27 protein-coding genes are annotated in these 23,885 nt (G+C 63.7%); 13 read left to right on the top strand and 14 right to left on the bottom strand.

Annotated features, from left to right (window positions below; genetic code table 11):
* Window positions 1-241 precede the first annotated feature (241 nt).
* Window positions 242-946, bottom strand: a complete 705-nt coding sequence (locus tag IVB40_RS15130; protein WP_247819544.1) for an SDR family oxidoreductase — start codon at window positions 944-946, stop codon at window positions 242-244.
* A gap of 122 nt (window positions 947-1,068) precedes the next feature.
* Here IVB40_RS15130 and IVB40_RS15125 point away from each other — a divergent pair, with 122 nt between their 5' ends.
* A complete protein-coding gene (locus IVB40_RS15125; protein ID WP_247819204.1) occupies window positions 1,069-1,911 on the top strand; it encodes a GNAT family N-acetyltransferase in 843 nt (280 codons plus the stop codon).
* Between the two features lies 1 nt (window position 1,912).
* Here IVB40_RS15125 and IVB40_RS15120 read toward each other — a convergent pair whose 3' ends face one another.
* Entirely contained in the window at window positions 1,913-2,353 is a 441-nt protein-coding gene (locus IVB40_RS15120; protein ID WP_247462781.1) for a hypothetical protein, read from the bottom strand.
* A gap of 281 nt (window positions 2,354-2,634) precedes the next feature.
* On the opposite strand from IVB40_RS15120, the gene IVB40_RS15115 reads away from it, so the two are divergent.
* Window positions 2,635-2,919, top strand: coding sequence for a hypothetical protein (locus IVB40_RS15115; protein WP_027567428.1), 285 nt, complete (start codon window positions 2,635-2,637; stop codon window positions 2,917-2,919).
* Between the two features lie 53 nt (window positions 2,920-2,972).
* On the opposite strand, the gene IVB40_RS15110 is transcribed toward IVB40_RS15115, so the two are convergent.
* From IVB40_RS15110 to IVB40_RS15085, 6 genes are all read right to left on the bottom strand, one after another.
* Window positions 2,973-3,263 (bottom strand): hypothetical protein, encoded by a 291-nt coding sequence (locus IVB40_RS15110; protein WP_247462783.1) that lies wholly within the window; start codon window positions 3,261-3,263, stop codon window positions 2,973-2,975.
* A gap of 20 nt (window positions 3,264-3,283) precedes the next feature.
* A complete protein-coding gene (locus tag IVB40_RS15105; protein WP_247361812.1) occupies window positions 3,284-3,625 on the bottom strand; it encodes a curlin in 342 nt (113 codons plus the stop codon).
* Between the two features lie 148 nt (window positions 3,626-3,773).
* On the bottom strand, window positions 3,774-4,151 hold the full coding sequence (locus IVB40_RS15100; protein WP_027567431.1) for a curlin: 378 nt from the start codon (window positions 4,149-4,151) through the stop codon (window positions 3,774-3,776).
* Window positions 4,152-4,183: 32 nt separating this feature from the next.
* Window positions 4,184-4,576, bottom strand: a complete 393-nt coding sequence (locus IVB40_RS15095; RefSeq protein ID WP_247462785.1) for a curlin — start codon at window positions 4,574-4,576, stop codon at window positions 4,184-4,186.
* A gap of 119 nt (window positions 4,577-4,695) precedes the next feature.
* Window positions 4,696-5,097 (bottom strand): hypothetical protein, encoded by a 402-nt coding sequence (locus IVB40_RS15090; RefSeq protein ID WP_027567433.1) that lies wholly within the window; start codon window positions 5,095-5,097, stop codon window positions 4,696-4,698.
* A 165-nt stretch (window positions 5,098-5,262) separates the two neighbouring features.
* Window positions 5,263-5,922 (bottom strand): response regulator, encoded by a 660-nt coding sequence (locus tag IVB40_RS15085; protein ID WP_247462787.1) that lies wholly within the window; start codon window positions 5,920-5,922, stop codon window positions 5,263-5,265.
* 598 nt (window positions 5,923-6,520) lie between these two features.
* On the opposite strand from IVB40_RS15085, the gene IVB40_RS15080 reads away from it, so the two are divergent.
* The 5 genes from IVB40_RS15080 (at window position 6,521) to IVB40_RS15060 (ending at window position 13,075) form a co-directional block, all read left to right on the top strand.
* Window positions 6,521-7,948, top strand: coding sequence for an efflux RND transporter periplasmic adaptor subunit (locus tag IVB40_RS15080; RefSeq protein WP_027567435.1), 1,428 nt, complete (start codon window positions 6,521-6,523; stop codon window positions 7,946-7,948).
* Window positions 7,945-8,670 carry an ABC transporter ATP-binding protein gene (locus IVB40_RS15075; RefSeq protein ID WP_247819203.1) on the top strand — a complete coding sequence of 242 codons (726 nt, stop codon included), beginning with the start codon at window positions 7,945-7,947 and terminating at the stop codon, window positions 8,668-8,670. The genes IVB40_RS15080 and IVB40_RS15075 overlap by 4 nt, the downstream gene beginning before the upstream one ends.
* Entirely contained in the window at window positions 8,667-9,890 is a 1,224-nt protein-coding gene (locus IVB40_RS15070; RefSeq protein ID WP_027518531.1) for an ABC transporter permease, read from the top strand. The genes IVB40_RS15075 and IVB40_RS15070 overlap by 4 nt, the downstream gene beginning before the upstream one ends.
* Before the next feature lie 48 nt (window positions 9,891-9,938).
* On the top strand, window positions 9,939-10,256 hold the full coding sequence (locus tag IVB40_RS15065; protein ID WP_247462789.1) for a LuxR C-terminal-related transcriptional regulator: 318 nt from the start codon (window positions 9,939-9,941) through the stop codon (window positions 10,254-10,256).
* A 953-nt stretch (window positions 10,257-11,209) separates the two neighbouring features.
* Window positions 11,210-13,075: an alkaline phosphatase family protein gene (locus tag IVB40_RS15060; RefSeq protein ID WP_247819202.1), complete on the top strand. Its 1,866-nt coding sequence runs from the start codon at window positions 11,210-11,212 to the stop codon at window positions 13,073-13,075.
* A gap of 40 nt (window positions 13,076-13,115) precedes the next feature.
* Here the strand turns inward: IVB40_RS15060 and IVB40_RS15055 are convergent, their stop codons facing one another.
* The gene (locus tag IVB40_RS15055) at window positions 13,116-13,688 is read right to left on the bottom strand and encodes a hypothetical protein (RefSeq protein ID WP_247361822.1); all 573 of its coding nucleotides are present in this window, start codon (window positions 13,686-13,688) and stop codon (window positions 13,116-13,118) included.
* 392 nt (window positions 13,689-14,080) lie between these two features.
* Between IVB40_RS15055 and IVB40_RS15050 the strand changes: the two genes are divergently transcribed.
* Entirely contained in the window at window positions 14,081-14,740 is a 660-nt protein-coding gene (locus IVB40_RS15050) for a peroxiredoxin (protein ID WP_247819201.1), read from the top strand.
* A 58-nt stretch (window positions 14,741-14,798) separates the two neighbouring features.
* On the opposite strand, the gene IVB40_RS15045 is transcribed toward IVB40_RS15050, so the two are convergent.
* Window positions 14,799-16,529, bottom strand: coding sequence for a Cache 3/Cache 2 fusion domain-containing protein (locus IVB40_RS15045; protein WP_027567441.1), 1,731 nt, complete (start codon window positions 16,527-16,529; stop codon window positions 14,799-14,801).
* 193 nt (window positions 16,530-16,722) lie between these two features.
* Here IVB40_RS15045 and IVB40_RS15040 point away from each other — a divergent pair, with 193 nt between their 5' ends.
* Window positions 16,723-18,126: a deoxyribodipyrimidine photo-lyase gene (locus IVB40_RS15040; protein WP_247819543.1), complete on the top strand. Its 1,404-nt coding sequence runs from the start codon at window positions 16,723-16,725 to the stop codon at window positions 18,124-18,126.
* Window positions 18,127-18,192: 66 nt separating this feature from the next.
* Window positions 18,193-18,522, top strand: a complete 330-nt coding sequence (locus tag IVB40_RS15035; RefSeq protein WP_247819200.1) for a histone — start codon at window positions 18,193-18,195, stop codon at window positions 18,520-18,522.
* A 56-nt stretch (window positions 18,523-18,578) separates the two neighbouring features.
* Here IVB40_RS15035 and IVB40_RS15030 read toward each other — a convergent pair whose 3' ends face one another.
* The 3 genes from IVB40_RS15030 to IVB40_RS15020 form a co-directional block, all read right to left on the bottom strand.
* Window positions 18,579-19,322 carry a hypothetical protein gene (locus IVB40_RS15030; protein WP_247462797.1) on the bottom strand — a complete coding sequence of 248 codons (744 nt, stop codon included), beginning with the start codon at window positions 19,320-19,322 and terminating at the stop codon, window positions 18,579-18,581.
* Between the two features lie 97 nt (window positions 19,323-19,419).
* The gene (locus IVB40_RS15025) at window positions 19,420-20,292 is read right to left on the bottom strand and encodes a DMT family transporter (RefSeq protein WP_247361829.1); all 873 of its coding nucleotides are present in this window, start codon (window positions 20,290-20,292) and stop codon (window positions 19,420-19,422) included.
* Window positions 20,293-20,393: 101 nt separating this feature from the next.
* Complete coding sequence (locus IVB40_RS15020; protein ID WP_007603109.1) at window positions 20,394-20,840, bottom strand: hypothetical protein; 447 nt, start codon at window positions 20,838-20,840, stop codon at window positions 20,394-20,396.
* Window positions 20,841-21,141: 301 nt separating this feature from the next.
* Here IVB40_RS15020 and IVB40_RS15015 point away from each other — a divergent pair, with 301 nt between their 5' ends.
* Entirely contained in the window at window positions 21,142-21,405 is a 264-nt protein-coding gene (locus IVB40_RS15015) for a hypothetical protein (RefSeq protein ID WP_027567447.1), read from the top strand.
* Window positions 21,406-21,431: 26 nt separating this feature from the next.
* Here IVB40_RS15015 and IVB40_RS15010 read toward each other — a convergent pair whose 3' ends face one another.
* A complete protein-coding gene (locus IVB40_RS15010; protein WP_247286984.1) occupies window positions 21,432-21,893 on the bottom strand; it encodes a host attachment protein in 462 nt (153 codons plus the stop codon).
* 312 nt (window positions 21,894-22,205) lie between these two features.
* Between IVB40_RS15010 and IVB40_RS15005 the strand changes: the two genes are divergently transcribed.
* Complete coding sequence (locus IVB40_RS15005; protein WP_081747828.1) at window positions 22,206-22,478, top strand: hypothetical protein; 273 nt, start codon at window positions 22,206-22,208, stop codon at window positions 22,476-22,478.
* Window positions 22,479-22,915: 437 nt separating this feature from the next.
* A complete protein-coding gene (locus tag IVB40_RS15000; RefSeq protein WP_247462801.1) occupies window positions 22,916-23,881 on the top strand; it encodes a helix-turn-helix domain-containing protein in 966 nt (321 codons plus the stop codon).
* Window positions 23,882-23,885 lie beyond the last annotated feature (4 nt).

Below are 23,885 nucleotides of genomic sequence, written 5' to 3'. Positions count from 1 at the left end.
GCGTTTCGAACGCGCGCGGGCGGAAGTTGTCCGGCGCTGATCGGGCATAGGCTGCCGGTCCCTCGCCGTCTTGGGCTGCGGCGAAGTTCATAGAGACTGTGACGTAGTGTGAGCCGTGCGGCACGCGAACGCGTGACGGGTGTGACTCGAGAGCCACGCATAACCCTGCGGCAGCGGCGGGCCACGCACACCACTGTCGCATCGCGACACCCCGCGCGAACGCGATTCGAACCCCCGCCTCTCAGACCGAACGCGTCAGTCCGCCGTCAACGCGGATGTTCTGTCCCGTGATGTAGGCCGCGCCGTCGGACGCCAGGAACGAGATCGTCGCGGCGATCTCCTCGACCTTGCCGTAGCGCCGCATCGGCACGCTGTCGCGGCGTGCATCTAGCTCTGGCAGGCTGTCGATCCAGCCCGGCAGCACATTGTTCATGCGGATGTTCTCGGCGGCATGGGTGTCGGTGAAGATCTTGGTGAAGGCGGCAAGGCCAGCGCGGAACACTGCAGAGGTCGGAAACATCGCGCTCGGCTCGAATGCCCAGGCGGTCGAGATGTTGATGATGGCGCCGCCCTTTTGCGTTTGCATGATTGGCATCACCAGCCGGGTCGGACGGATCACGTTGAGCAGATAGGTGTCGAGGCCGGTGTGCCATTGCTCGTCGGTGATCTCCGTGATCGGCGCCCGGGGCCCGTGGCCCGCGCCGTTGACGAGCACGTCGATGCGTCCCCATTTGGCCATCGCGCCGTCGACAAGCCGCTTCAGATCGTCGTTCGACTTGTTGGAACCGGTGACCCCCAATCCGCCCAGTTCAGCTGCCAGCGCCTCGCCCTTGCCGGAGGAGGACAGGATCGCGACGCGAAAGCCGTCGGCTGCGAGCCGGCGCGCAGCCCCTGCCCCCATGCCGCTGCCGCCGGCGGTCACGAGTGCGACCTTCTCAGCTGCCATCTCTGCTGCCATGACCGATCATCCTCTATGATATCGTGGAGGCGAGCCGCAGGCCCGGCCTTTCATGAGGTCTTCTACCGCCGGACCAGCCGGAAGGTCCACCGTCGAAAGCGACTTGAAAGATGAGCGATTTGCAGGTCCGCAATTTGCGCCCCGAGGAGATCGCCATCGCCGTCGACTGGGCCGCGGCCGAGGGCTGGAATCCGGGCTTCTCGGACGCCGCCTGTTTCGCGATCCCGGACGCGCATGGCTTCTTTGTCGGCGAGATCGGCGGCGAGCCGGTCGCGACCGTCTCCTGCGTCAACTACGACGATCGCTTCGCGTTTCTCGGCTTCTACATCGTGCGATCGGATCATCGCGACAGAGGCCACGGCCTGCGCATCTGGAGCGCGGCGATCGCGCATGCGGGCGCTCGCGTGATCGGTCTCGACGGCGTCGTGGCGCGGCAGGATAATTACAGAAAGTCCGGCTTCCAGCTTGCTTACGCCAATATCCGCTATGGCGGCATCGTCGCCGCGCCATCGAGGCCGCCCGCCGATGTCGTTGCGCTCGACACGATCCCGTTCGCGCTCGTTGAAGCCAACGATGCAACGGTGTTTCCGGCTCCGCGCAGCGCCTTTCTGCGGGCCTGGATCGGCACGTCAGGACATGTCGGTCGCGCATTGCTGCGCGATGGCAAGCTCGCAGCATGGGGCGTGATCCGGCCGTGCCGGACCGGCCGCAAGATCGGCCCGCTCGTCGCCGACGACCGCGCGGCGGCGGAGGCGATCGTGCAGGCCTTGCTGGAAAGCGCAAACGGCGTCGAGATCTTCCTCGACGTCCCCGCCGTCAATCGCGAGGCGATTGCACTTGCGGAATCGCTGGGGCTGAAGCCGGTGTTCGAGACGGCGCGGATGTACACGGGACCGATCGCGCCGCTGCGGATCGACCGCGTCTTCGGCGTGACCAGTTTCGAGCTGGGCTAGCTCAGTAGCAGCGCATGATGTTGACGGTGTGCTCGCCGCCGCCGCGGCCGGGCACAGTCACCTGCTCCGTCGGACAGCTCGGCACGTAGGGCCGGTCGGACGGCACCACGTTCGGCGGGAAGCGATGCGTCCAATCCCAGGGAACGTCGTACGTATAGGTGTAGCGAACGTCGCTGGAAACGGGTTGGGCGGTCTCGGCAAAAGGCTGACCGTAACCTGCATTGTCATAGTAGAACCCGCCGCCGCCCGGCCAGTAGACCCAGGGCGTGTTGCGGCCACGGAACCTGGCGCCCGGCGCAATCGGCGGACGCGCCGCCGGACCGGAAGGTGTGGCGGCATGTGCGACGGTGCCGCCGGGCCTGGCAAAACTGTCGCTGGGAGCAAGGAGCAGCGCGGCTGCGCTGAGCGAGGCGAGCAACGCCCCAAATGATCTGGACATCATGATACGCACCAACTCGTTTGGCTTCGCGGATAGCGGCTCCCCACCGCACGCTAGGCCGGGCTGTCGCCCACCCGCAAACGTATAATTAATTATTGGTTAAGGCACGGCATTAACGGGGAACAGACTGCGGCAAGACGCCCGGGATTCCGGCTGATGTCGCACGTGTTCCGGAAAACGGACTTCATAACCAGTTGATCGGAGTTGATCGGTTTGGTCGACGACACCCGGAACGCTCCCGCACTGCGGTCGTTGGCTCCCGACACAAGCAAGGAGCATCTCCAATGCAGAACAAGTCGAAACTCCTCTGCCTGATTACGGCTTCACTCGTCGCGGGCACGTCGGCCGCCTCGGCCCAGGGCTATGATTGGAACGGATCGCGCGCGGGATGGGACCGCACCGCCCCGGCCTACCAGCCGGTTCAGCCCCGCGCCTACTATCCGGATGTCGCTGGACCATACGGCGCGCTCAACGGCACCAATCATCCGGCGCCGAGCTCGACGCAGGGCGATGTCGGCCCGGAGGGCAATAACAACGGTACACTGACCGGCGTCTATCGCAGCTGGTAACGCCCGCTCACGATCTGGCCCATCGTCCATCACGGACGATGGGCCTTCGTGCGTCAGCGGCCTTGCTGCTTGCGCAGCCAGTCCAGCATATCCTGCGCATTTCCGGTGCCCTGCGTCACGATGGCGGTGTTGCCACCGCTGCGGCGATAGACCGTGGTGCGCCCGGGCTCCTTCTCGATCTTGACCTCGGCCTGCGCCGGATCGCCGCTCTGGGTGATGACGGACGTGCCGTTCTCGTCCTGAACTACGGTCGTGTGGCCGTCACCTGACTCGCCGGCTCCGGCCGGCCCTGCTGCCATTGCCATCATGATGCTCATTCCTGCTGCAAGTGCGATGAACCTCATATTGCACCTCGCCTTCACGATCACCGGCTGAACTGAAATATCGACAGCCAGTTGAAGCGCCCGAATTGTCGCACCGTTCCCGTGTTCATGTCTCCGATCTGGAGCAGAAGGGCGTTGGTGGAATTGCCGACCTGGGTGATATCGGCAATGTTGCTCACGCCCGACTGACCGATCGCCAAATTGGTCGTGCCACCCACCTGGATCACGTCGACATAATTTCGCGTGCCGTTCTGGATGATCGTCGCATCGACCGTTCCCGTGCCACCGATCTGGATGACACGCGCGATATTGATGCGGCTGTTCTCTTCGATCGTGACCGGCTGGACATTGTTGCCGAACTGCACGACCGTTTCGATGCTCACGTTCCGGTTCGTTACGCCGCGCTGGACGGATCCGGCGGATGCCTCGGACGCGACGCTGACGGCGAACAATGCCGCCAATGCCAGGAGTAGCCTAGCGCATTTCATCGCTTGCCCCCATTACATTTCTGACGACGAGGTCGCGCCCGGCTCAATGGCTATTCTGGACAACAGTCGCCGAGTTGAACGCACCGAACTGAGCCAGGAAACTGCTGGTGGACTGGCCGGCCTGGCCGACAAACGCGACATTGTTCACGCCCGCCTGCCCGACCGATGCCGATGTCGTTCCGCCGAATTGCAGGATTCCGGTCGCGTTGTTCGTGCCGTTTTGAGTGACGGTCGCGCTGGTGCTGCCGCCGATCATGAACACGCCGGCCATGTTGAGCTGGCTGTTCTGGTTCAGCACGACCGGCGGGCCGCCGAGCGATACGATGGTCTTGATGTCGGCGGTCTGCGCACCGGCCGATCCGGCGCCCACGCAACACAAGGTGAGAAATGCGCCACAGGCGGCGCCTGAAAAATGCCTCATGACATGCCTCGCGACTGAAAATTGATTTGCGATCAAGGAGTCTGCTGCAAAATTGTCGAGCCGTTCAGGATTCCGAGCTGTCCGACGGCCGCCGCGTTGTTCGCGCCGATCTGGCCGATCAGGCTCGAATTAAAGCCACCGGCCTGGCCGAGTAACGCGGTGTTGGACGCCGTCGCGGTGGTGCCGCCCTGCCCGATCACCGAAGTGTTGACGGTAAGGAGCGAACCCGTCTGCAACGTAGTCGCAGCATTGGTGGCGCCGAATTGCATCGTGGTGGCGCTGTTGTTGGTGCCGCCACTCTGCGAAATGAAGGAGTTGTTGGTAGTGCCGAATTGCAGCACGCTGGCCGAGTTGCCGGCCTGGGCATCGACGGCGGTCAGCAAGCTGAACGCGACGATCGTGGCAACGAGATATTTTTGATGCATGACATTTCCTCCGCGAAAGTCGGCGGACAAGCTCTCACCGAGTCGTCCGGCCCGAGGCGGTGCTTTCAAGGATGGCGCGGACGCGCCGCAGTTGACGCGTCCGGCCAAACGGGGCTGGCTTAGTGCGCCGTCTGCGAGACGGTGCTGCCGTTGACGCCGAACACGCTGAGCTGTCCGACGGCAGCGGCGTTGTTCTGGAGCGCGGCAGGCCCGAACGAGTTCTGGGTGATCGCGCTGCCGTTGTTGCCGAACGCCACCTGGCCGGTCGTCGCCGAGTTCTGCACGCCGACCTGGTTGACCGTGCTGCCGTTGTTGAGTGAGGCCGCGCTGGTGCCCTGCATCGTGCTCGCGCTGTTGATGATGCCGAGCTGGCTGGTCGAAGAGGTGTCGTTGGTGAGGCCCTGCTGCGAGACGCTGGAACCGTTCACGACGCCCACCTGCACGGTGGTCGAGGTGTTGGCGGCCTGCGCGGCGGAGGACAGGGCGAGCACGGCAACGGAAGCAAAAAACAATTTGCGCATGGAATATCCTTTCTGGCTAAGATCTCTGACTGGGTTCGGATGCCGTCTTGGAGGAGGCCGACATCGCAGGACAGACTTTGAACCGATCGTGCTGCGTGCGACAGACTGCAGTTCATGCTAATCGGTACGGACTAGACGTTGCGCGATGCCTTGGTGCCCGCGGCACTAGCTGTACGGTTGGCCCGAGGCGATTCGTGCCGTCTCGTCTTCGCGTCCCATGCTGTCGACCAACCGCACCACCTCGATCGGCGAACGAAGCTCCAGCTTTCGCATCATCCTGGTGCGATGGACCTTGGCCGTCACTTCGCTCACGCCGAGTCTCGCGGCGATCTGCTTGGCGACGAGACCTTCCGCCATCAACAGCATGATCTCGCGCTCCCTCGCCGTCAGCGTCTCGACGCGCTGGCGCGCTTCGCGCACGCTATCTTCGCGTTCGAGCCGCCTGCGGTCGCGCTCGATGCCGTGCCTGATCGCGTCGAGGATCTCCTGCTCGCGGAAGGGTTTTGGAAGAAACTCGACTGCGCCGCGCTTCATCGCCTCGACCGAGACGCGGACGTCGGAATGGCCACTGATGAAGACGATCGGGATCAGCACGCCCGTCTCGGCGAGCCGGCGCTGAAGCTCGAGGCCGGTCGGCGCGGTGCCGGGAAAGCGGACGTCGAGCACGAGGCATGAAGGCCCGCCGGAAATAATCTCCCCGAGAAACTCGTCGGTCGATGCAAACAATTTTACCTGATGCCCGGTCTCCTCGCAGAGACTTCCGATCGCGGTTCGAATCTGGATCTCGTCGTCAATGACATAAACTGTGGCTTGACCTGAACTCATGGCAACGGGCTCCCCGGCTTGGGGCTCGATGAACAAGCAACGAGCCATCCATTCTTCTTGCAAGCGAGATCAAGGTGCTTGGATGAATTCGCGGGGATCGAGCGAGTCGCTCCGGTCCGCCGCTTCGACGTCTTAGGGCCAACACCCGTTCAAGACGAGTGAAGGCGTTCACATATCGGGTTTCGTGATTGGGGGGATTCGCCCTGGCGACCTGCGGCATCATGGCGATGCGCGATATCGACAATGCGACGATCTGGCGTCGGAACTTCGGTATCGCCGACTGCGTCATGGCATCGCCACCCACGTGCCGACTTGAACGCCGGGCGCTGGCCGCTTCGGCCAGAGCAGACGGGACGTTCAGTCAGCTTGTCGAGTTCGATACCGCGCGCGTCATATCGATACGCTCCGTATGCATTTCCGGCAAGTCACGAAAGATAGCACCCCGCAGACTTTACTTCTGGATCATCAAGCGCGCCCGACCGTCGCCCCGGCAACAGCGACACACTGACGATCGACTGCGTTTTCTTGGATTTACAACCATAGCGCGACCTTTGTCTGTGCCGCCAACGATGCCATTTCAAGAGGCGGGGTTTTTGATATGCGATTTGTGCCAGTTATTGCCTTGCTCGGAACTGCATGCGGCCTCGCCACGGTCTACGCCGCGGGGCCGGCCGTCATCGGCGACGCGGCCGGGGCCGCGGCGGAGAAAGCGGCCCGCGCCTATGAATCGACCCAACGGCTGCTCAAACCCGTCGGGCCGGAAGCACGGAGCTTCGGATCGGATGCCCCCGTGTTCCGCTTTGCCTCAATCCAGCGCGGCAGCATCGAGCAGACCATCACCGTCACCGGCGCCCTGCAGCCGGTCAAGACGATCGAGGTGGGTTCCCAGTTATCCGGGCAGCTCGCCCGGGTCTATGTCGATTTCAACGACACTGTCAGCAAGGATCAGCCGCTCGCCCTGATCGATCCGCGCAGCTTTGCGGCCAAGGTCGACGAAGCTAGGGCGGCGGTGGCGGTGGCGAACTCCTTTGTCGACATCGAGCGGGCCAAGCTCGACCGCGCCAGGATCGATCTGCAAAACGCCAGGGGCAGCAGAGACGTACTCGTGGCCAAGCTCGACAGCGCGCAGGCGGTCAAGGCGTCGGCGCAGAAGACCTTGCAGCGCAAGCTGGCTCTACAGTCACAAAACGTTGTGGCGATAACGGCGGTGGATGACGCCCAGACGGAGTTCACCGCGAGGCTTGCCCAAGAACGCGAAGCCGAAGTCCTCATGTCCCTGAACGCCTACTCAGTCGACGGCGCGCAGGCCGATATCCGCCGGATCGAGGCGGAATTGCAGCAGGCACGAATGGCCGTGCCGGAGAAGGCGGCCGTTCTCGCTGCGGCCCAGGCCGATCTCGACCGCACCGTGATCCGCTCGCCGATCGATGGCGTCGTCGTCGGCAGGTTCGTCAACGAGGGCCAGACGCTCGCGGTCGGACTGGAATCGCGCACCACGTTCGTGGTCGCGCACCGGCTGGAGGACATGGAGATCCACGCGCAGGTCGACGAAGCCGATATCGGGCGCATCGCCCCCGATCAGCGCGCCCATTTCACGGTGGATGCCTACCCGGACCGCCGCTTCGAGGCGGTGGTGCGGCAGGTGCGCAAGGCACCGCAGAACCAGCAGCACGTCGTGACCTACACCGTCGTCCTGGCGACCTCCAATCTCGACGGCGCGTTGCTGCCCGGCATGACGGCCCTGGTGAAGATCGTGATCGAGCGGCAGGACGACGTGCTGAAAGTGCCGCTTGCCGCTTTGCGCTTCCAGCCCTCCGGCACGCAGCCGGATGCCGCGGCGCGCAGCGGAGTGTGGGCACGCACCGCAAGCGGCTCACTCCGGCGTATTCCCGTGACCGTCGGCGCGGCCGGCACCGAACAGGTCGCGCTCAGGAGCGGAGACCTCGTCGAGGGCAGTCAGGTCGCCGTGGGTCAGGCCATCCGGCCGGCCGGCATGGAGTTTCTCGGCATCAGGTTCGGATCATGACGGCCCACCCGCCCCTCATCAGCCTGCAGTCGGTCTCCAGGACCTATCGCGCCGACGGAGTGGCGGTGGCTGCGGTGCGCAACGTCAGCTTCGACATCGAGCGAGGCGAGATCGTCGCGGTGATGGGACCGTCCGGCTCGGGAAAATCGACGCTGATGAACATGCTAGGGCTGCTCGACCTGCCGAGCGAGGGCGCGCTCTATCTCGAGGGAACCGACGTTGCCGATCTCTCGGAAGACCACCGGTCGTCCCTGCGCGCCCGCAGCATCGGCTTCGTATTCCAGTCCTACAATCTGCTCGCGCGCCACAATGCGATCGAGAACGTCGCGCTGCCGCTGGTCTATTGCGGCATCGGCCGCAAGGAACGTCTGGCCCGCGCCGAGCAGAGCCTGGAGGCCGTCGGCATGGTGCACCGGGCCCACCACTTCCCGCGGCAGCTCTCGGGCGGCGAGCAGCAGCGCGTCGCGATCGCGCGCGCCCTGATCGCCTCTCCGCTGATCGTGCTCGCCGACGAGCCGACCGGCGCGCTCGACAGCCGTACCGGCGCCGAGATACTGGCCCTGTTCGCCGCGCTCAACCGCACCGGTCAGACCATCGTGATGATCACGCATGATCCCGGCATCGCGACCCAGTGCCGGCGCACGATCCGCCTGCATGACGGCGAGCTCGTCGCTGACGAAACGCTGGTCCCGATCCTGCCGAAACGGAGCGCTGTGCCATGACGATGCTCCAGGGCTTCCAGATCGCGTTGCACGCCTTGCGCCTCAATCCGTTGCGCAGCATCCTCACCATGCTGGGCATCGTGATCGGCGTCGCCTCCATCGTGACCGTGTTTGCGATCGGGTCCGGCGCGCAGCTTCGGCTCCAGGAGCAGATCCGCTCGATCGGCGCCAACGTGCTGATGATCAACCCCGGCGCGGTCTACCAGGGCGGCGTACGTCTCAAGGATGGCAGCAAGCTCACCATGACCGAGAGTGACGTGCAGGCGATCCTCGAGCAGATCCCCGAGATCCAGGCTGCGGCCGGCTCGATTGCAGGAACGGCCCAAATCATTCACGAGAGCAAGAACTGGAACACGACCATCAACGGGACGACGACCGGGCACTTCATGGTGCGCGACTGGCAGCTTGCGACCGGGCGCTATTTTTCCGGAAGCGAGGAGGCAGGCGCCGGCAAGGTCGTGATCCTCGGCAGCACGGTGGCGCATGAGCTGTTCGCGCCCGGCGAGGACCCGATCGGCGCCCAGATCAGGATCATGAAGGTGCCGCTCGAAGTGGTCGGTGTTCTCGATCGCAAGGGACCAGCGCAGGACGACGTCGCCTTCGTGCCGCTCACCACGGCCAAGTTGCGCTTCCTCGGCAGCGCAAGCAACATCAACCGGGATTCGGTCGCCTACATCATCGCCAAGGTGGCCGCCGACGGACAGATGGCGGGCGCGCGAACGGAGATCGAAAACCTGCTGCGGCAGCGCCACCGTATTCCCGCCGGCCAGGAGGACGACTTCAAGGTCCAGGATCCGGCCGCCGCCATGGAAGCGCAGCAGGGAGCGATCCGCACCGTTGCGCTCCTGCTCGTCGCCATCGCCTCGGTCTCGCTGCTCGTTGGCGGCATCAGCATCATGAACGTCATGATCGTGTCGGTTACCGAGCGCACGCGTGAGATCGGAATCCGCCGCGCGCTTGGCGGGCGGATGCGGGACATCCGTCTTCAGTTTCTCTGCGAGGCCCTCGTGCTCTGCCTGCTCGGCGGCGCGATCGGCGTCGGTGCCGGCGTCACGCTCTCGATGACGGTCGCTCGCATGGCGGGATGGATCACCTCGATCGACGGCCAGGCGATCGGCCTTGCCCTCGCCTTCTCGATCGCGACCGGCCTGATCTTCGGTTTTTATCCCGCCCACAAGGCATCCAAGCTCAGCCCGATCGAGGCACTCAAGACGGAGTGAGAACATGCTGGGGTGTTCGCATCGACCAAAGGCCACGGAGGAGCAGTCATGAGTCCGGATCCGAAACATTCGATCACGCCGACACCGCGCGAGCGGGACCTGATGATGCTGATCGCACGCGGGATGCAGAACAAGAACATCGCGTACGAGCTCAAGATCTCGGAGAACACGGTGCGGGCGCATATCGGCAACATCATGCGCAAATACCGCCTCCAGAACCGGACCCAGATCGCGATCATCTTCGCCCTGCAGGCGGCGCCGCCATCGCTTCGCCGCAACCTGGCCAATGGCGGCCGCAATTCGGCGACGGCAGCGCCGGCCAAGGCGGTCGCGCAGAATACGCCGGTGCCGACGGCGCCGGATTGAACGCTCCGGCCACAATTCCTTGCGTCGTTTCAGACGAAACACCCAAGTCCGGGGTCAACGGAACGGTGGCAAAATATTTCTCTTTATTAGAATTCGGATTTTTGTTAGACATTTCTCACTCCGGCCCAAGGAAGAGGGGCGTATCGCGATCGTCACGAACGCGGGCCGGACGGCGGTGGACGTTAGTCACATCGGCGCGAACGGCTTCGCAGGGCGGGTAACCGTGAGTGAAGGCCTCGCGCACACGACCGGTGTGATCGGCGTACGGCAAAATCGTGTGGTCCTGGCGCCCGGGGTCTGTGCGCCAAGCGTTGCGGTGATGTGGTGGCTCAACCGGGCACACGCATCAGCCATCCGCAAGGCGACGGGGGCAATAGTGCATCGCTCCCCGGGGAGAGCGCGACATAAGCCGTAAAGCCACTGCGCAGGGAAGGCCGGATGTTTTGGCTTCACCTGTATGCCGCTGTGCAATCTTGTTCACGACAATCTCGCACAGTGGACCGCGGGTGCAGCCGGCACCCGGTCTTCCCTGCGCCCTCTTTCATTTGAGGGGGAGGCGATGAAGCAAAGCTCGGGCAAAACAAGCCGCGAGACGGCGAAGGTGTGTCTGCGATCCGGAATGCGAATGGAAACGTGACGCTGCCACCCAAAGACGCCGTCATTGCGAGCGCAGCGAAGCAATCCAGGCTGTCGCCGCGGAAAGACTCTGGATTGCATCGCTGCGCTCGCAATGATGATGCTGAAGCAGTTGCCCACCAAAATTCCTGTCTCGTGCCCCGGACGCTGCGCAACGCCTCTTGGCCGTGCGCTGCAGCGCGTCCGGGACACGCGGACCGCCCCTGCCCTTTCTTTACATGCCGCTCCGCTCTTGTAACAAAACCGTCATGCAGCGAAACTAAACGAAGCCGGGGGCCGCGGTTGGCGGCCAAGCCGCCTCGCAGGGAGAGATTTTGATGCGCCGTTCATTGGTGTTGCTGTCAGCCGGACTGACAGTGTTGTCCGCCGGACTTTCGACCGGACCTGCCTCCGCAGAGAACAACACGCCCCGCAACCTGATCCTGTTCATTCCGGACGGTCTGCGGGCGCTGAAGGTAACACCCGAGACCGCCCCGGCAATGGCCGAAATCCGCGACAAGGGCGTCAATTTCAAGAATTCGCACTCGCTATTCCCGACCTTCACCATGGCCAACGGCTCGGCGATGTCGACCGGCCATTATCTCGGCGACACCGGCGTGTTCTCCAACACGATCTGGACCAACTATACCTCGGTGCCCGCAGGCGACACCGTCGTCCCGTTCATCGAGAACGACGCCGTGCTCGGCGACATCGACGAGCACTTCAAGGGCGACTACCTCAACGAGGACACGATCCTGAAGTTGGCCCGCGACAAGGGCTACAGCACCGCCGCGCTCGGCAAGCATGGTCCGACCTATCAGTTCGACCACACCGACAAGCCCGAAAAGGCCGGCCTGCATTCGGTCGTGTTCGACGACGCCACAGGCGGCAAGAACGGCGTGGCGCTATCGGACGAGATCAAGGCCGCTCTCACCAAGGCCGGCCTGCCCCTCGCCACGCCGCCGCGCGGCGACAACTCCAAGGCGGGCGATGCCAAGACGCCCGGCACCACGGCGGCCAACGTCGCGCAGCAGGCCTATTTCGCCGACGCCGCGGCCAAGGTCGTGCTGCCGATGTTCAAGGCACGCAACAAGCCGTTCGTGCTGGTGTTCTGGTCGCGCGACCCCGACGGCAGTCAGCACAACACCGGCGACAGCCTCAACCAGATCATGCCCGGCATCAACGGGCCGACCTCGATGGCCGGCATCAAGAATGCCGACAACAATCTCGCCCAGCTCCGCAAGGCGCTGGACGAGCTCGGCCTTGCCGCAAACACCAACATCATGGTCCAAGCCGACCACGGCTTCTCGACCATCTCCAAGGAAAGCAAGACCAGCCCCTCGGCCAAGGTCAGCTATGACGACACGCCGAAGGACTTTTTGCCGATGGGCTTTCTGGCGCTCGACCTTGCCAAGGCGCTCGACCTGCCGCTGTTCGATCCCAACGACAAGAACGCCAAGGTCGAGGGCAACAAGCACCCCAAGGCCGGCAACGGCGTGCTCGGCAAGGATCCGGAAAAGCCCGATCTCATCGTCGCCACCAATGGCGGCTCCGACCTGATCTATTTGCCGAACAAGGACAAGAAGCTGGCGGCCAAGACCGTCAAGGTGCTGCTCGAGCAGGATTACGTCTCCGGCCTGTTCGTCGACGACTCGCTCGGCCGCTTCCCCGGCACGCTGCCGCTGTCGAGCGTCAACCTACGCGGCAAGGCGGCGACGCCGACGCCGGCGATCGTCGTCAACTTCCGCTCCTATGCCAGCGATTGCGGCGAGGCGCCGACCAACTGCTCGGTGCACGTCGCCGACACCGTGCTGCGCCAGGGCCAGGGCATGCATGGCAGCTTCAGCCGCGGCGACACCATGAACTTCATGGCCGCGATCGGTCCGGACTTCAAAACGGGCTATGTCAGCGAGATCCCGGTCAGCAATGCCGACGTCGGCATGACGGCCGCCCAGCTCCTCGGCCTGCGCGCATCGCAGAACGGCGGCCTCGTCGGCCGCGTGATGTCGGAGGCCATGCCCAACGGCATCGTGCCGAAGGCGTACAAGGGGGTCGAGAAGTCGAAGAAGTCAGAGAACGGCCTTCAGACCGTGCTGAACTTCCAGCGCGTCGGCAGCCAGCGCTATTTCGACACTGCCGGTTTCCCGGGCCGCACGCTCGGCCTCGAGTTGGACACCGGCAAACAAAAAACGGCGGGGAAATAACCCCGCCGTTCAAATGCGTCCTCGTGAGAGGCGCAGAATTTTACATGCCGATGTCGAACACGTTCGGCAATTGGCCCGCCAGAGGCAGCGCGGTGGCGCCCAGGAAGGTCGCCACCATCGCCATCAGGCGACGGTTGTTCTGGCGCTTGCCGCGCATCTGGCCGGCGATCCACTCAAGCATTTCGCTGTTGACCTTGGAGGCATAGGACGGCGCCCACCCCTCGATATCGGACTCGGCCGACAGCGCGACGCTACGCGGCGGCACCTTCAGGCCGGAGGCGCTCGCCGCATAATGGGCGACCGCCTTGGCCAGCAAATCGTCGAACCGGCCACCATCGGTGCGCTCGGTCGCAGCTTCGTTGATCTCGAACAGCGCTTCGGCTTCAGCACGGCTGACCGGCTGGTCGTTGACGGCCGAGGCGGTGAGAATGCGGACGCACCAGGCGGTGTCATCGGCATCGAGCGAGCGGGAGAAGTGCACCCTTCCCTTGGTGGTCGGGCCTTCGCCCGTGATCACGCCGTCGCGCACGATGGTCAGTGCATGGGCCGAGGTATCGCGGCAGGACGGTTCGAGGGACGGCGACTCAACAGACTTATGCGCAGCGGCAGACATAGTTCACTTCCAGATTTCTTCTGATCGGCCAGCATTTTCATGCCGGCGTAAAGGGGTGGTTAATGATTCGGTACGGGGATCGCGACTTTTCGAGATAGTTGCCAATTGGTCGCTGTCAGGACCATTTTGGTTCTGGGAAGCGACGGGCGAGCGTGATGGAAGTCATAAAAGGCTTTCTCGGGGCAATCACGCCCGTATAGCCCCGGTGGAGATGTTTCGCCGCAGGCGCCGCTGTAACAAAAAGGTGCTAGGAAATCAGGCCTTCAAAGAAGGAATTCACATTTTACTTGAAGCGGTTCAGTTAGCGTTCACTTGGGATCGCGAAGACCTTATAATGGTCATGACGGTCAAAGATGAATTCTCAAGTAAATTCAATAGCATGAGGTAGAACCATGACACTTCCGATCGGCGCCACCGCCCCCGATTTCGAAGCCGAGACCACCGAAGGGAAGATCAAGTTCCACGACTGGATCGGCAATAGCTGGGCGCTGCTGTTCTCGCACCCGAAGGACTTCACGCCGGTTTGCACGACCGAGCTCGGCGCGCTCGCCAGGCTCAAGCCGGAATTCGACAAGCGCGGCGTCAAGCTGATGGGCCTCTCGGTCGATCCGGTCGATCGCCACGCCAAATGGTCGGAGGACATCAAGGAGACGCAAGGCGCGGCCCCGAACTATCCGATGATCGGCGACACCGATTACAACGTCTCCAAGCTGTACGGCATGCTGCCGGCCGCGATCTCGGGCGATCCCCTCACCCGCACCGCCGCTGACAACCAGACCGTCCGCAACGTCTTCATCATCGGGCCGGACAAGAAGATCAAGCTGGTGCTGGTCTATCCGATGACGACGGGCCGGAACTTCCAGGAGATCCTCCGCGTCATCGACTCGCTCCAGCTCACCGCCAAGCACCGCGTCGCGACCCCGGCCGACTGGTCGCAGGGTGACGACGTCATCATCGCGGGCTCGGTCTCCAATGACGAGGCCAAGACGATCTACCCGCAGGGCTGGAAGGAGCCGAAGCCCTACATCCGGATCGTGCCGCAGCCGAAATAACCCAACTGTCATTCCGGGGGCGATGCGTCAGCATCACCCGGGATGACGATGTCAGCTCTTACGCCGCGCGCACGCGTTCGAGGAAGCCCTCGACCTCGGCCTTCAGATGCAGGCTCTCGCCCGACAACGCCTGGGCGGAGGCAAACATCCGGCTGGACGTCTCACCGGTCTCGTTCGCACCCTCGGCGGCCTGACGGACGTTGACGGCGACATCGGCCGTGCCCGATACCGCCGCGCGAACGCTGGCGACGATGTTCTGGGTCGCGCTTTTCTGCTGCTCGACCGCCGCCGAGATCGAGCCCGCGATGCCGCTGATACGCTCGATGGTCTGGCTGATCGCCTTGATGGCGACAACCGATTCCTCGGTCGCAAGCTGCATGCTGGCGATCTGGTTCGAGATCTCGTCGGTCGCCTTCGCGGTCTGGCCGGCGAGCGTCTTGACCTCCTGGGCTACCACCGCAAAACCGCGGCCGGCATCGCCCGCGCGCGCGGCCTCGATGGTCGCGTTCAGCGCCAGCAGATTGGTCTGCTCGGCGATCGAGGTGATCAACTTGACGACATCGCCGATGCGCGCGCCTGCCTCGGAGAGCTGCGCGATGCGCTGATCGGTCGCCTCGGCCTGCCGCACGGCCTCAGCGGAAATGACGTTCGATTCCTGCACCCGCCGGGTGATTTCGGAGATCGATTGAGACAGTTCGTCCGAGGCCGACGCCGCCGAACGCACGTGCTCGGAGGCATTTTCGGAAGCTCCGGCCGAGCGCGCCGACAGATCGGCGGTGGAGCGCGCGGTGTCGGTGAGCTGCCGCGCCGTCCGCTCGAATTCCCCTGACGATGTCAGCACCTTGTCGAGAATGCCGCCGACCCCGCCACGGAACTCCTCGACGAAATTGCGCAGCTCGGATTTGCGCTGCTCGGCGGCTGCGGCCGAAGCCGCCGCCTGCTCGCTGCGCATCCGCGCCCGCTCCTGCGAATTGCTCCTGAACACCGCGACCGTGCGGGCGATCTCGCCGATCTCGTCGGCGCGATTTTCGCAATCGATCTCGACGTCGCTCTGGCCTTCGGCGAGCGCGGTCAGCGAGCGCGTGACCGAGGTGAGCGGCTTGGTGACACGGCGGACGACCAGCAAGGTCAGGACCAGCACCAGCAACGCGGCGAGGCCGGCGGCAGCCGCCATGCTTTCGATCGTCTGGGCCAGCATGCTCTCGAACTGGGCCATCGGGATGCCGACATAGAGGATGCCGGCGACCTTGCCGCTGGCGTCGGCGACCGGGAAATAGGCGGTCATGAAGGACTTGCCGAACAGGGTGGCCGGGCCCTTGTAGGCCTCGCCACGACGCAGCAGCGCCTGCGCCGGGTGATCGGCGGCAAGCTGGGTCCCGACGGCACGGTCGCCATTTTCCTTCTTCACGTTGGTCGAGCGCCGCACGAACTGCCCGCTCGCATCGTCGAACACGAACAGGGTCGCGTTGCCGCCGACATAGGACACCGCGCGATCGACGATGGCGTGATCCTTGAAGTCCGGCATCTTGGGAATCTCGGCGCGCGCGACCGCGCCATCCCGCATCGTGATCTTCGCATCGGGAACGATTTCGGCAAAGGCCAGCGCCAGCGTGCGCAAACTCACCTCGATGTCGCGGAGCGCGCGATCGTTGAAAGCGGAGCTGAGCGACCAATAGCCGGCGCCGACCACGAGCGCCGTATTCATAGCGATCAGCAGCACGGCGCACAGGAGCGCCTTGGTGCCAAGCTTGAATTGCGGCAGAAACTTCGCCGTTGCTCGTCCGTACATGAATGAAATTACCTCCGTAATTCCTGCATATTCGTGCAATCGGCTTACGGTCACATTAACGGCGGTTCCAATCGCCGCCCCGCGACATGCTTTCCAAATCGTTAACGAGGCCACCCTGACCACGCCCAGAACTACGCCAAGGACCACGCCAAGTGCTCCGCCCATCATCGTCTGGTTTCGCGACGACCTCCGCCTGTCCGACCACCCGGCCCTCCACGCTGCCGCCAAGGCCGCTGCGACGACCAGGGCGCCGGTGATCTGCCTCTATGTGCTGGACGACGCGGCCGGGCGAGCGCCGGGCGCCGGGGCGCGCTGGTGGCTGGCGCAGTCGCTGCGGGCGCTCGGCGCCGACATTGCCAGCCGCGGCGGATCGCTGATCCTGCGTAAGGGGCGGGCGGCCAGGGTGATCGCGGAGGTGACGCGTGAGAGCGGAGCGCGTTCGGTCTACTGGAACGGGATCGCACAGGCGCCACATCAGGCGATCGAGCGGCAGCTCGAAGCAGCACTGGCAAAGATCGGCGTGGACTCGCAAAGTTTCCCGGGCGACTTGCTCGTTCCGCCCGCGGCGATCCGCAACAAGGAAGGCTGCGGCCTGCGCGTGTTCACGCCATTCTGGCGGCGCGTGCTGGCGCTCGGCGATCCGCCGAAGCCATTGCCGGCACCGAAGGAGCTGCGTCCTGCGCCCACAGTCGCCAGCGAGGCGCTGGAGACCTGGAAGCTCGAGCCGCGCAAGCCCGATTGGGCCGGCGGCCTGCACGAGACATGGACCCCCGGCGAAGCCTCCGCCCGCGCCCGCCTGCGCAATTTCCTCAAGCACACTGCACAAGGCTATGTCGGCGATCGCGACCGCCCGGACCGCGAGGGCACCTCACATCTGTCACCGCATTTGAGGTTCGGCGAGCTCAGCCCGCGCCAGGTCTGGCACGCCGCGCGGTTCGCCGCGGCGGAGAACCCTGCGATCGGACCCGGTGTCGACAAGTTCCTGAGCGAGCTTGGCTGGCGTGAGTTCTGCCAGCACCTGCTCCACGACCACCCCAACCTTGCCACCAAAAACCTGCAAGCGAATTTCGACGGCTTCCCATGGAAGCCCGACGCCAAGGCGCTCGCCGCCTGGCAGCGCGGACGCACCGGCTATCCCATCGTTGACGCCGGCCTGCGCGAGCTCTGGCACACCGGCGTGATGCACAACCGGGTGCGAATGGTGGTCGCCTCATTTCTGGTCAAGCACCTCCTGATCGACTGGCGCGACGGCGAAAGCTGGTTCTGGGACACGCTGGTCGATGCGGATGCCGGCAGCAATCCCGCCAACTGGCAGTGGGTCGCCGGCTGCGGCGCCGACGCGGCGCCCTATTTCCGCGTGTTCAATCCGGTGCTCCAGGGCGAGAAATTCGACCCGGATGGAGCCTATGTCCGGCGCTGGGTGCCCGAGCTAAAGGACGTGCCGGCCAAGTTGATCCACAAGCCCTGGGAGGCCACGCCGATCGAGCTTACGAGCGCCGGCGTCACGCTCGGCAAGACCTATCCGCAGCCGATCGTCGATCATGCCAAGGGACGAGAGCGCGCGCTCGCCGCCTACGCCAAGATCCGCAAAGGTTGAGCGTTGCTTTGACACAATTATGAAACGCGCTATCGTCATCGCTCCATGCAAACCGTGGGGGACACTATGGACGACGACAAGCCGATCACCGAACAGGCGATGGACACGATCACCGCCGCCGTGGAAGCGACCAAGGACGCAGCTGTCACTGCGGTGAAGAAGGTCAGGAAGGCCGCCAAGAAGGCTGCGAAGAAAGTAGCGCCGAAGAAGGCTTCCAAGAAGAAAGCCAAGAAGGCTGCGAAGAAAACTTCGAAGAAGGCCACCAAGAAGGCTTCGAAGAACGCTGCAAAGAAGTCGTCGAAGAAGGCGGCCAAGAAGGCGGCCAAGAAGACCGCAAAGAAGGCCACCAAGAAAGCTGCCAAGTCGAAAAAGAAGGCCAAGAAGGCCAAGCGCTGATCGCAACGCCGAGGTCTCCGGGGGCGGACGCGCCCGGAGACGGCTCCAGCGATGCCCTACCCTCGCCGCTTGGCTGCACGCCGGCCCGGGTGATGCTCGCCTTGCGGATCGCGGAATTCGCTGCGATGACCGCGCCGGTCCTCGGCGTTGAAGCGCCGACGCTTCTCGGGCGAGCCGAACGCCTTGATCACCTTCCTGCCGTTGACCTTCTTGATGACGTAGCCACCCTCGGTCATCGAGAACGGCTCTTTCAGCGTTCCCTTGTGGTCGAACTTGGTGCCCCGGGGATGCTTGAACGGTTCGAACCAGGACGGATGGACGAAGTTCGACATCTCGAAGCCGGCGACGAAGAAGGTGTCCTCTTCCACGGCGTCACAGACCTCATAGGCATATTGGGTGTTCGGGTTTTTGTCGGCCCAGAGATTGGCCATGGGATCGAGCACCATCTCGAACAGCTCGTGCGAGGCCGCCACGCTGACCGGCTCATCGCCCAGCGCCTTGACGAAGATCTTTGAGATCGGCTGGCGGCGATGCGTCAGCTCATGGCGGCCGAGCATGTTCTTGTGGGAGGCCTCGTCAAAATAGACCAGCTGCCACTCGCCCGGCTTCGGCTTTTCGCTGACATAGAGGTCGACCGGATAGCCCCACACCGGCAGGAAGTGCTTGTCGTAGCATTTCTGGAGCGCCGCTGTGAGCCTGGCCATCTTGCGGCCGCTGATCGTCGGCTCCGCGTAGTTGATGCAGGCAATCCGGACCGGCTTCAGGGACCTGCCAAGCAACGCGCGTCTCGCCTTCTTCATGGAAATCACCTGTAAAAGGGCCACTGAAATGCGCCGACCCTAGCACGATCTTGCCGCGCACGTCAGGGATGTATTCCGGCGGCCCGGCCCGCCGGTCCTAGAAGCGTCGGTTGACCACAAACACCGCAGCCGCGCACATCACCATGCCGGCGATCGCCAGCGCATCGAGCTTTTCTCCAAACAGCAGATAAGCCATCAGCGCCGTCACGGCGGGCACCAGATAGAACAGGCTTGCAACAGAAGTGGCGGCGGCATGGCGGATCAGCCAGTACAGCAGCCCGATCGACCCGATCGAGAGCGCCACGGCGAGCCAGGCCAGCGCCAGCATGAATTCGCGCGTCCAGTGCACCACGCGGTCCTCGAACAGGAAGGCGCCGATCGCGAAGAAGATCGTGACGGAGACGTACTGCACGAGATTGCCGGCGCGCCAGTCGATGTGGTTGCAATAGCGGCGCTGATAGAGCGTGCCGAGCGTGATGCTGATCAGCGAGACGACGGAGGCGAGCCAGCCGAGCCCGGCTTCGCCGGTCATGGGACGGCCGTGCAGGATCAGCACGACGCCGCCGAGGCCAAGGACGAGCCCCGCCCATTGCACCGGCGTCACCTTCTCCCCGAGCCAGCGGTTGGCGATGGTCGAGGTCAGGATCGGCTGAAGGCCCGGAATGAGCGCGGAGAGCCCTGCCGGAATCGAATGCGCGATCGCGATTGCGGTGCCGCCGAGATAGAAGCCATGGACGAGAATGCCCGCGACGGCGCTGTGCGCGATACCGATACGGTCCGGCCATTTCGGTCGCGCAATCGCGACGATGATCGCCATCAGACCGACCACGAACGCCATGCGGATGGCGAGATAGGTCAGGGGATCGGCATTGTTGACGACGTATTTGGTGCCGATGAAGCCCGTGCTCCAGAGCAGGACGAACAGGATCGGCGCGGCGCGGGCGGTCAGGGCTTCTTGATTATGATTCATTGCCGCCTCATTGCCCCACCGGGGGCCAATGCGGCAATGCGAATTTCGGCCAATTTCGTCCGGACGATGCTGCGCTGCGACGGACCGGACGGCTCAGCCGCTCACCATTCGTCCGGACAGGGATCGATGATCTTCCAGAGCTCGACGCCGTTCTTGATCTTTTTCATGTCGGTGGTGAGCCCGCCATTGCGGCGGATCCAGTCCTTCACCGTGTCGGGGTAATAGGCCATCAGGTCGGACGTCCCCTCCGCGCTGGTGACCTTGATGCCGAAGGTGAAGGCCTTGTCGTAGTAGGCTTGGTGGAAGCCGAGGCTGGCGCGCGGCGTCACGCAGATCTTGTTCATCGGCACGATGCCGAGCACCAAGGTGCAGGCCGAATTGCAGATGCCGTCGATAATGACGCGCTCACCCTTCTCGCGGACGCGCTTGTACTTGGCCTTGTACTCCTCGACATAGCCGCCGTGGTCGCGGGTAATGTGCAGCTCGGCCCGCGCCGGCGTGGCGGCGACGACCGAGAGCAACAGCAGGCTCAGAAGCGTGATGCGCATGGCGAGGTGACGGCGAAAGCCTTCAGGAATGGACCGGCCTCGAAGGACCCCCAAGATGATCCTCGGGCCGGCAACAGGATATTTAACCGAATTCTCTTTGGTCATACTTGTGTGGGGAATTCGTTAAGCATCTCGAAAAGGCCAAAAATGGGCAAGTCCGGACCACAGAACCGGCAATTCTGTCACACCCACCCGGGAATCTGCGGGATTGGCCCCGATTTCCGGGCTGCAGACGGGTGTTCCGGCCGCCCGAACTGGCTATAAACGGCTGACCTATTCGTGCGGGTTCCGGAGATTCGAGATGAGCAAGTTGAAGCTTGTAGCCGCGATTGCTGCCCTGTCGGCCGCAATCCTTGCCCCTGGCCTCGCAGAGGCACGGGGACATCACCGCTACCACCGCTATACCACGAACCCGCTGCCCTACCCCATCAGCTATCTCCACAATTACGGGCCCGGCATGACTCCCGGGACGTTCGCCTTTTACGACGGCCCGTCGACCAACCATTGCTACCAGAGCGCAGCCGCCTATGTCGGCCAGGACCGCCGCCGGCACCCCTGCTACTGAGGGGCGCAGGCGCGTCGCGGGGGCCGCTATTTGGCGGCGCCCGACAGCAGCAATTGCTTCTCGATTTCGTAGACCGGCAGTTTGACGAGGTCCTTGCCGACCTCGCCCTGGAGTGCCTTGCGCACCACATCCGAATAGTCGGCGCGGATCATCCCAAGCGCACGCGGCGAGGCCACCATGGTCAAGGCCGAGGTCTCGCCTGAGCTGACGGCGGCATCGAGCCGTCCGGCCAGGCTGCGCAGGAAGGCGCGCTCGGCCTCGTCGTGCCAATCAGTCTGCTCCACCGAGCTGCGCGCGGTGCCGGCCGCGCCATGGAGCCTGCCCGGCGCGTCGGTCCCTTGCGCGCTGGTCGAGGAATTGGGCTGCTCGTGCACCTCCCTGGTGTGGAGGTTCGGAAACATCTCGTCGCCGAGGTTTTCCAGAATGAGCGCCTTGCGCCCGTCGCACACGACCAGCCAGTCACCCTTGTCGATTCTCATTTTGTCCATTGCACAGCTCCAAAGCGACCTCGCGAGCCTGCTCTTCGAATTGCTCGAAAGGCTGGCCACGACGCCAGCTTACGGACGAAGCCGCACCAGTGAATTGCGCGGGATCAAGGATGGTGGCGATGTCCTGCGGAGCGCAAACGCAAGCGCAGCATTGGTCAAGAGCGCGAACCTGGGATAGTCTGGCGGAGCTAAAGGTCAGGCCTGCGGCGGGCTGGCTGAAGACCTGTTCATCAGCATTACATTTCGCCCCCGCCACAATTTGATCAGAACAAACTTCGATATCCCTGTATTGCGTAAGCGGAGAAAGACATCATGAAGCTTAGAATTGGCCTCGTCGCTGCGACCCTGCTGGGTGCGTTGGTCGCATCATCGGCGGCGTCCGCCATGCCCATCGCGCCTGCTCCTGCGACGCCGCAGGTTTCCGACGTCGAGCAGGTCCGCATGGTCTGTGACGCCTGGGGACGCTGTTTCTGGCGCCCGAACTACTATGGATACTACGCGCCGCGGCCCTACTACGGTCCCCGATATGCACCGCGCTTTTACGGTGGGCCTCGCTATTACGGACCACGCTATCGCCGCTGGTAATTCTAAAGGGGCCCTCCGGGGCCCCTTCGCTTTTGCGAGATCAAGGATGTTGGTCTGGAGTCATTCCAAAACTGATCTAGATCAAAGACGAAATCCGCTACGCCGTCATTCTCCGACGATGGTCGATTTGATCGTTTTTCGATGTCCCCAGACGGGCATGAACGTGCAGACACATCTTGAGAAGCAACAGAGACAGGAGGCGCAGAGCTTTGCCTCCTTCGCCTGTCCCGCCTGCACGCGGCTGCATTTCATCGACCTCGCCTCCGGCCAGCCGATGACTCGAGACCGCTGACGACGACATCGATCCGCCGGCTTCATGCCATGATGTCCGCAATACTACGGCCCGGAATCCGGTTTACTGAAGCGCGATGTTTCGCCATTGATGGCGATGTTCCGACGTTCATTTGATTGTCATATTGCAGCAGCCGGCCGCACGCATGTTGTTCGACGCCCTCGCCCCATCCTCGGCGCTTCAATTGATCGGCTTTGCCGACGTCGATGCGTTTCGGCCGATCGAGTCGATGGAGGATGCGAGAAGCATTCCGCTCGACGTCCGGAATTTCGCGGCGGCTCGCGCTGTCGTCTCCCTGCCCGGCTGCCGCATCGTCATGATGCGCTCGTTCGCGCGCATCCTCGACGCCGCCTATCGGATGCCCGGGGGGATGGTGATCCTGCCCATGACGGACGACCTTCAGGTCAATTCCAAGGGCATGGATCTGGACGCGCGTTTCTTCATCGCGCTCCGCGGCAGCGATGAATGCCATTTCGTCGAACGCCGGACCAATCATCATGCGATGATCATCTTCTCACCCGGCATGAGCGACCGGGGCTGGTTCGATCAGGCGGACGATTTGCGGGCCTATGTCGCGAACCGCCCCGCTTTGCTCCACATACGGCAGCTCCTGCTCGACATTCTGCGAACCGCGTCGGTGCAGCCGGCCCTGTTCGAAACGACCGAGGTCGCCGCCCATCTCCAGGAGGGCCTGCTGCTCGCGCTCGACGATCTGTTTCGCATCGATCCGCTCTCGGACCGGAGTGCCTCCGTCCAGGGCGAGCGGTCGATCAAACTCGTGCAGCGGATCGACGATTACGTCGCGGCACATCCGACTGCTCCGATCTATACCGCCGATCTCGCCGGCGAGTTCGGCGTCTCGATCCGGACGCTCGGCGGCGCCGTCAGCAAGGTGCGTGGCATGAGCCTGCATCAATACATTCGCTTGAAAAAATTGTGGGCGACGCGGTCTCGCCTTCTCAAAGGCGGGGGCGCCAACGTCGCCACATGCGCGCGCGCCCAAGGCTTTCACCATTTGGGGGAGTTTGCCGCAGCTTACCGTGCGACCTTCCACGAAGCGCCGTCCGACACGCTGGCCCGGGGCCGGCAAGCCGGTCCGACGGCTGGTTGACCAG

Source organism: Bradyrhizobium sp. 40 (genome assembly GCF_023100925.1).
Classification (GTDB): domain Bacteria; phylum Pseudomonadota; class Alphaproteobacteria; order Rhizobiales; family Xanthobacteraceae; genus Bradyrhizobium.
This window is presented reverse-complemented; position numbering and strand designations above follow the sequence as displayed.

Excerpts from the sequence above, each read along its gene's own strand:
- IVB40_RS15035 (WP_247819200.1), top strand. The coding sequence starts at position 18,193 with ATGGACGACGACAAGCCGATCACCGAACAGGCGATGGACACGATCACC.
- IVB40_RS15055 (WP_247361822.1), bottom strand. The coding sequence starts at position 13,688 with ATGTCTGCCGCTGCGCATAAGTCTGTTGAGTCGCCGTCCCTCGAACCG.
- IVB40_RS15030 (WP_247462797.1), bottom strand. The coding sequence starts at position 19,322 with ATGAAGAAGGCGAGACGCGCGTTGCTTGGCAGGTCCCTGAAGCCGGTC.
- IVB40_RS15110 (WP_247462783.1), bottom strand. The coding sequence starts at position 3,263 with ATGAGGTTCATCGCACTTGCAGCAGGAATGAGCATCATGATGGCAATG.
- IVB40_RS15005 (WP_081747828.1), top strand. The coding sequence starts at position 22,206 with ATGAAGCTTAGAATTGGCCTCGTCGCTGCGACCCTGCTGGGTGCGTTG.
- IVB40_RS15125 (WP_247819204.1), top strand. The coding sequence starts at position 1,069 with ATGAGCGATTTGCAGGTCCGCAATTTGCGCCCCGAGGAGATCGCCATC.
- IVB40_RS15075 (WP_247819203.1), top strand. The coding sequence starts at position 7,945 with ATGACGGCCCACCCGCCCCTCATCAGCCTGCAGTCGGTCTCCAGGACC.
- IVB40_RS15080 (WP_027567435.1), top strand. The coding sequence starts at position 6,521 with ATGCGATTTGTGCCAGTTATTGCCTTGCTCGGAACTGCATGCGGCCTC.
- IVB40_RS15095 (WP_247462785.1), bottom strand. The coding sequence starts at position 4,576 with ATGCATCAAAAATATCTCGTTGCCACGATCGTCGCGTTCAGCTTGCTG.
- IVB40_RS15045 (WP_027567441.1), bottom strand. The coding sequence starts at position 16,529 with ATGTACGGACGAGCAACGGCGAAGTTTCTGCCGCAATTCAAGCTTGGC.
- IVB40_RS15015 (WP_027567447.1), top strand. The coding sequence starts at position 21,142 with ATGAGCAAGTTGAAGCTTGTAGCCGCGATTGCTGCCCTGTCGGCCGCA.
- IVB40_RS15065 (WP_247462789.1), top strand. The coding sequence starts at position 9,939 with ATGAGTCCGGATCCGAAACATTCGATCACGCCGACACCGCGCGAGCGG.
- IVB40_RS15050 (WP_247819201.1), top strand. The coding sequence starts at position 14,081 with ATGACACTTCCGATCGGCGCCACCGCCCCCGATTTCGAAGCCGAGACC.
- IVB40_RS15025 (WP_247361829.1), bottom strand. The coding sequence starts at position 20,292 with ATGAATCATAATCAAGAAGCCCTGACCGCCCGCGCCGCGCCGATCCTG.
- IVB40_RS15020 (WP_007603109.1), bottom strand. The coding sequence starts at position 20,840 with ATGCGCATCACGCTTCTGAGCCTGCTGTTGCTCTCGGTCGTCGCCGCC.
- IVB40_RS15115 (WP_027567428.1), top strand. The coding sequence starts at position 2,635 with ATGCAGAACAAGTCGAAACTCCTCTGCCTGATTACGGCTTCACTCGTC.
- IVB40_RS15010 (WP_247286984.1), bottom strand. The coding sequence starts at position 21,893 with ATGGACAAAATGAGAATCGACAAGGGTGACTGGCTGGTCGTGTGCGAC.
- IVB40_RS15070 (WP_027518531.1), top strand. The coding sequence starts at position 8,667 with ATGACGATGCTCCAGGGCTTCCAGATCGCGTTGCACGCCTTGCGCCTC.
- IVB40_RS15120 (WP_247462781.1), bottom strand. The coding sequence starts at position 2,353 with ATGATGTCCAGATCATTTGGGGCGTTGCTCGCCTCGCTCAGCGCAGCC.
- IVB40_RS15000 (WP_247462801.1), top strand. The coding sequence starts at position 22,916 with ATGTTGTTCGACGCCCTCGCCCCATCCTCGGCGCTTCAATTGATCGGC.
- IVB40_RS15085 (WP_247462787.1), bottom strand. The coding sequence starts at position 5,922 with ATGAGTTCAGGTCAAGCCACAGTTTATGTCATTGACGACGAGATCCAG.
- IVB40_RS15060 (WP_247819202.1), top strand. The coding sequence starts at position 11,210 with ATGCGCCGTTCATTGGTGTTGCTGTCAGCCGGACTGACAGTGTTGTCC.
- IVB40_RS15130 (WP_247819544.1), bottom strand. The coding sequence starts at position 946 with ATGGCAGCTGAGAAGGTCGCACTCGTGACCGCCGGCGGCAGCGGCATG.
- IVB40_RS15090 (WP_027567433.1), bottom strand. The coding sequence starts at position 5,097 with ATGCGCAAATTGTTTTTTGCTTCCGTTGCCGTGCTCGCCCTGTCCTCC.
- IVB40_RS15100 (WP_027567431.1), bottom strand. The coding sequence starts at position 4,151 with ATGAGGCATTTTTCAGGCGCCGCCTGTGGCGCATTTCTCACCTTGTGT.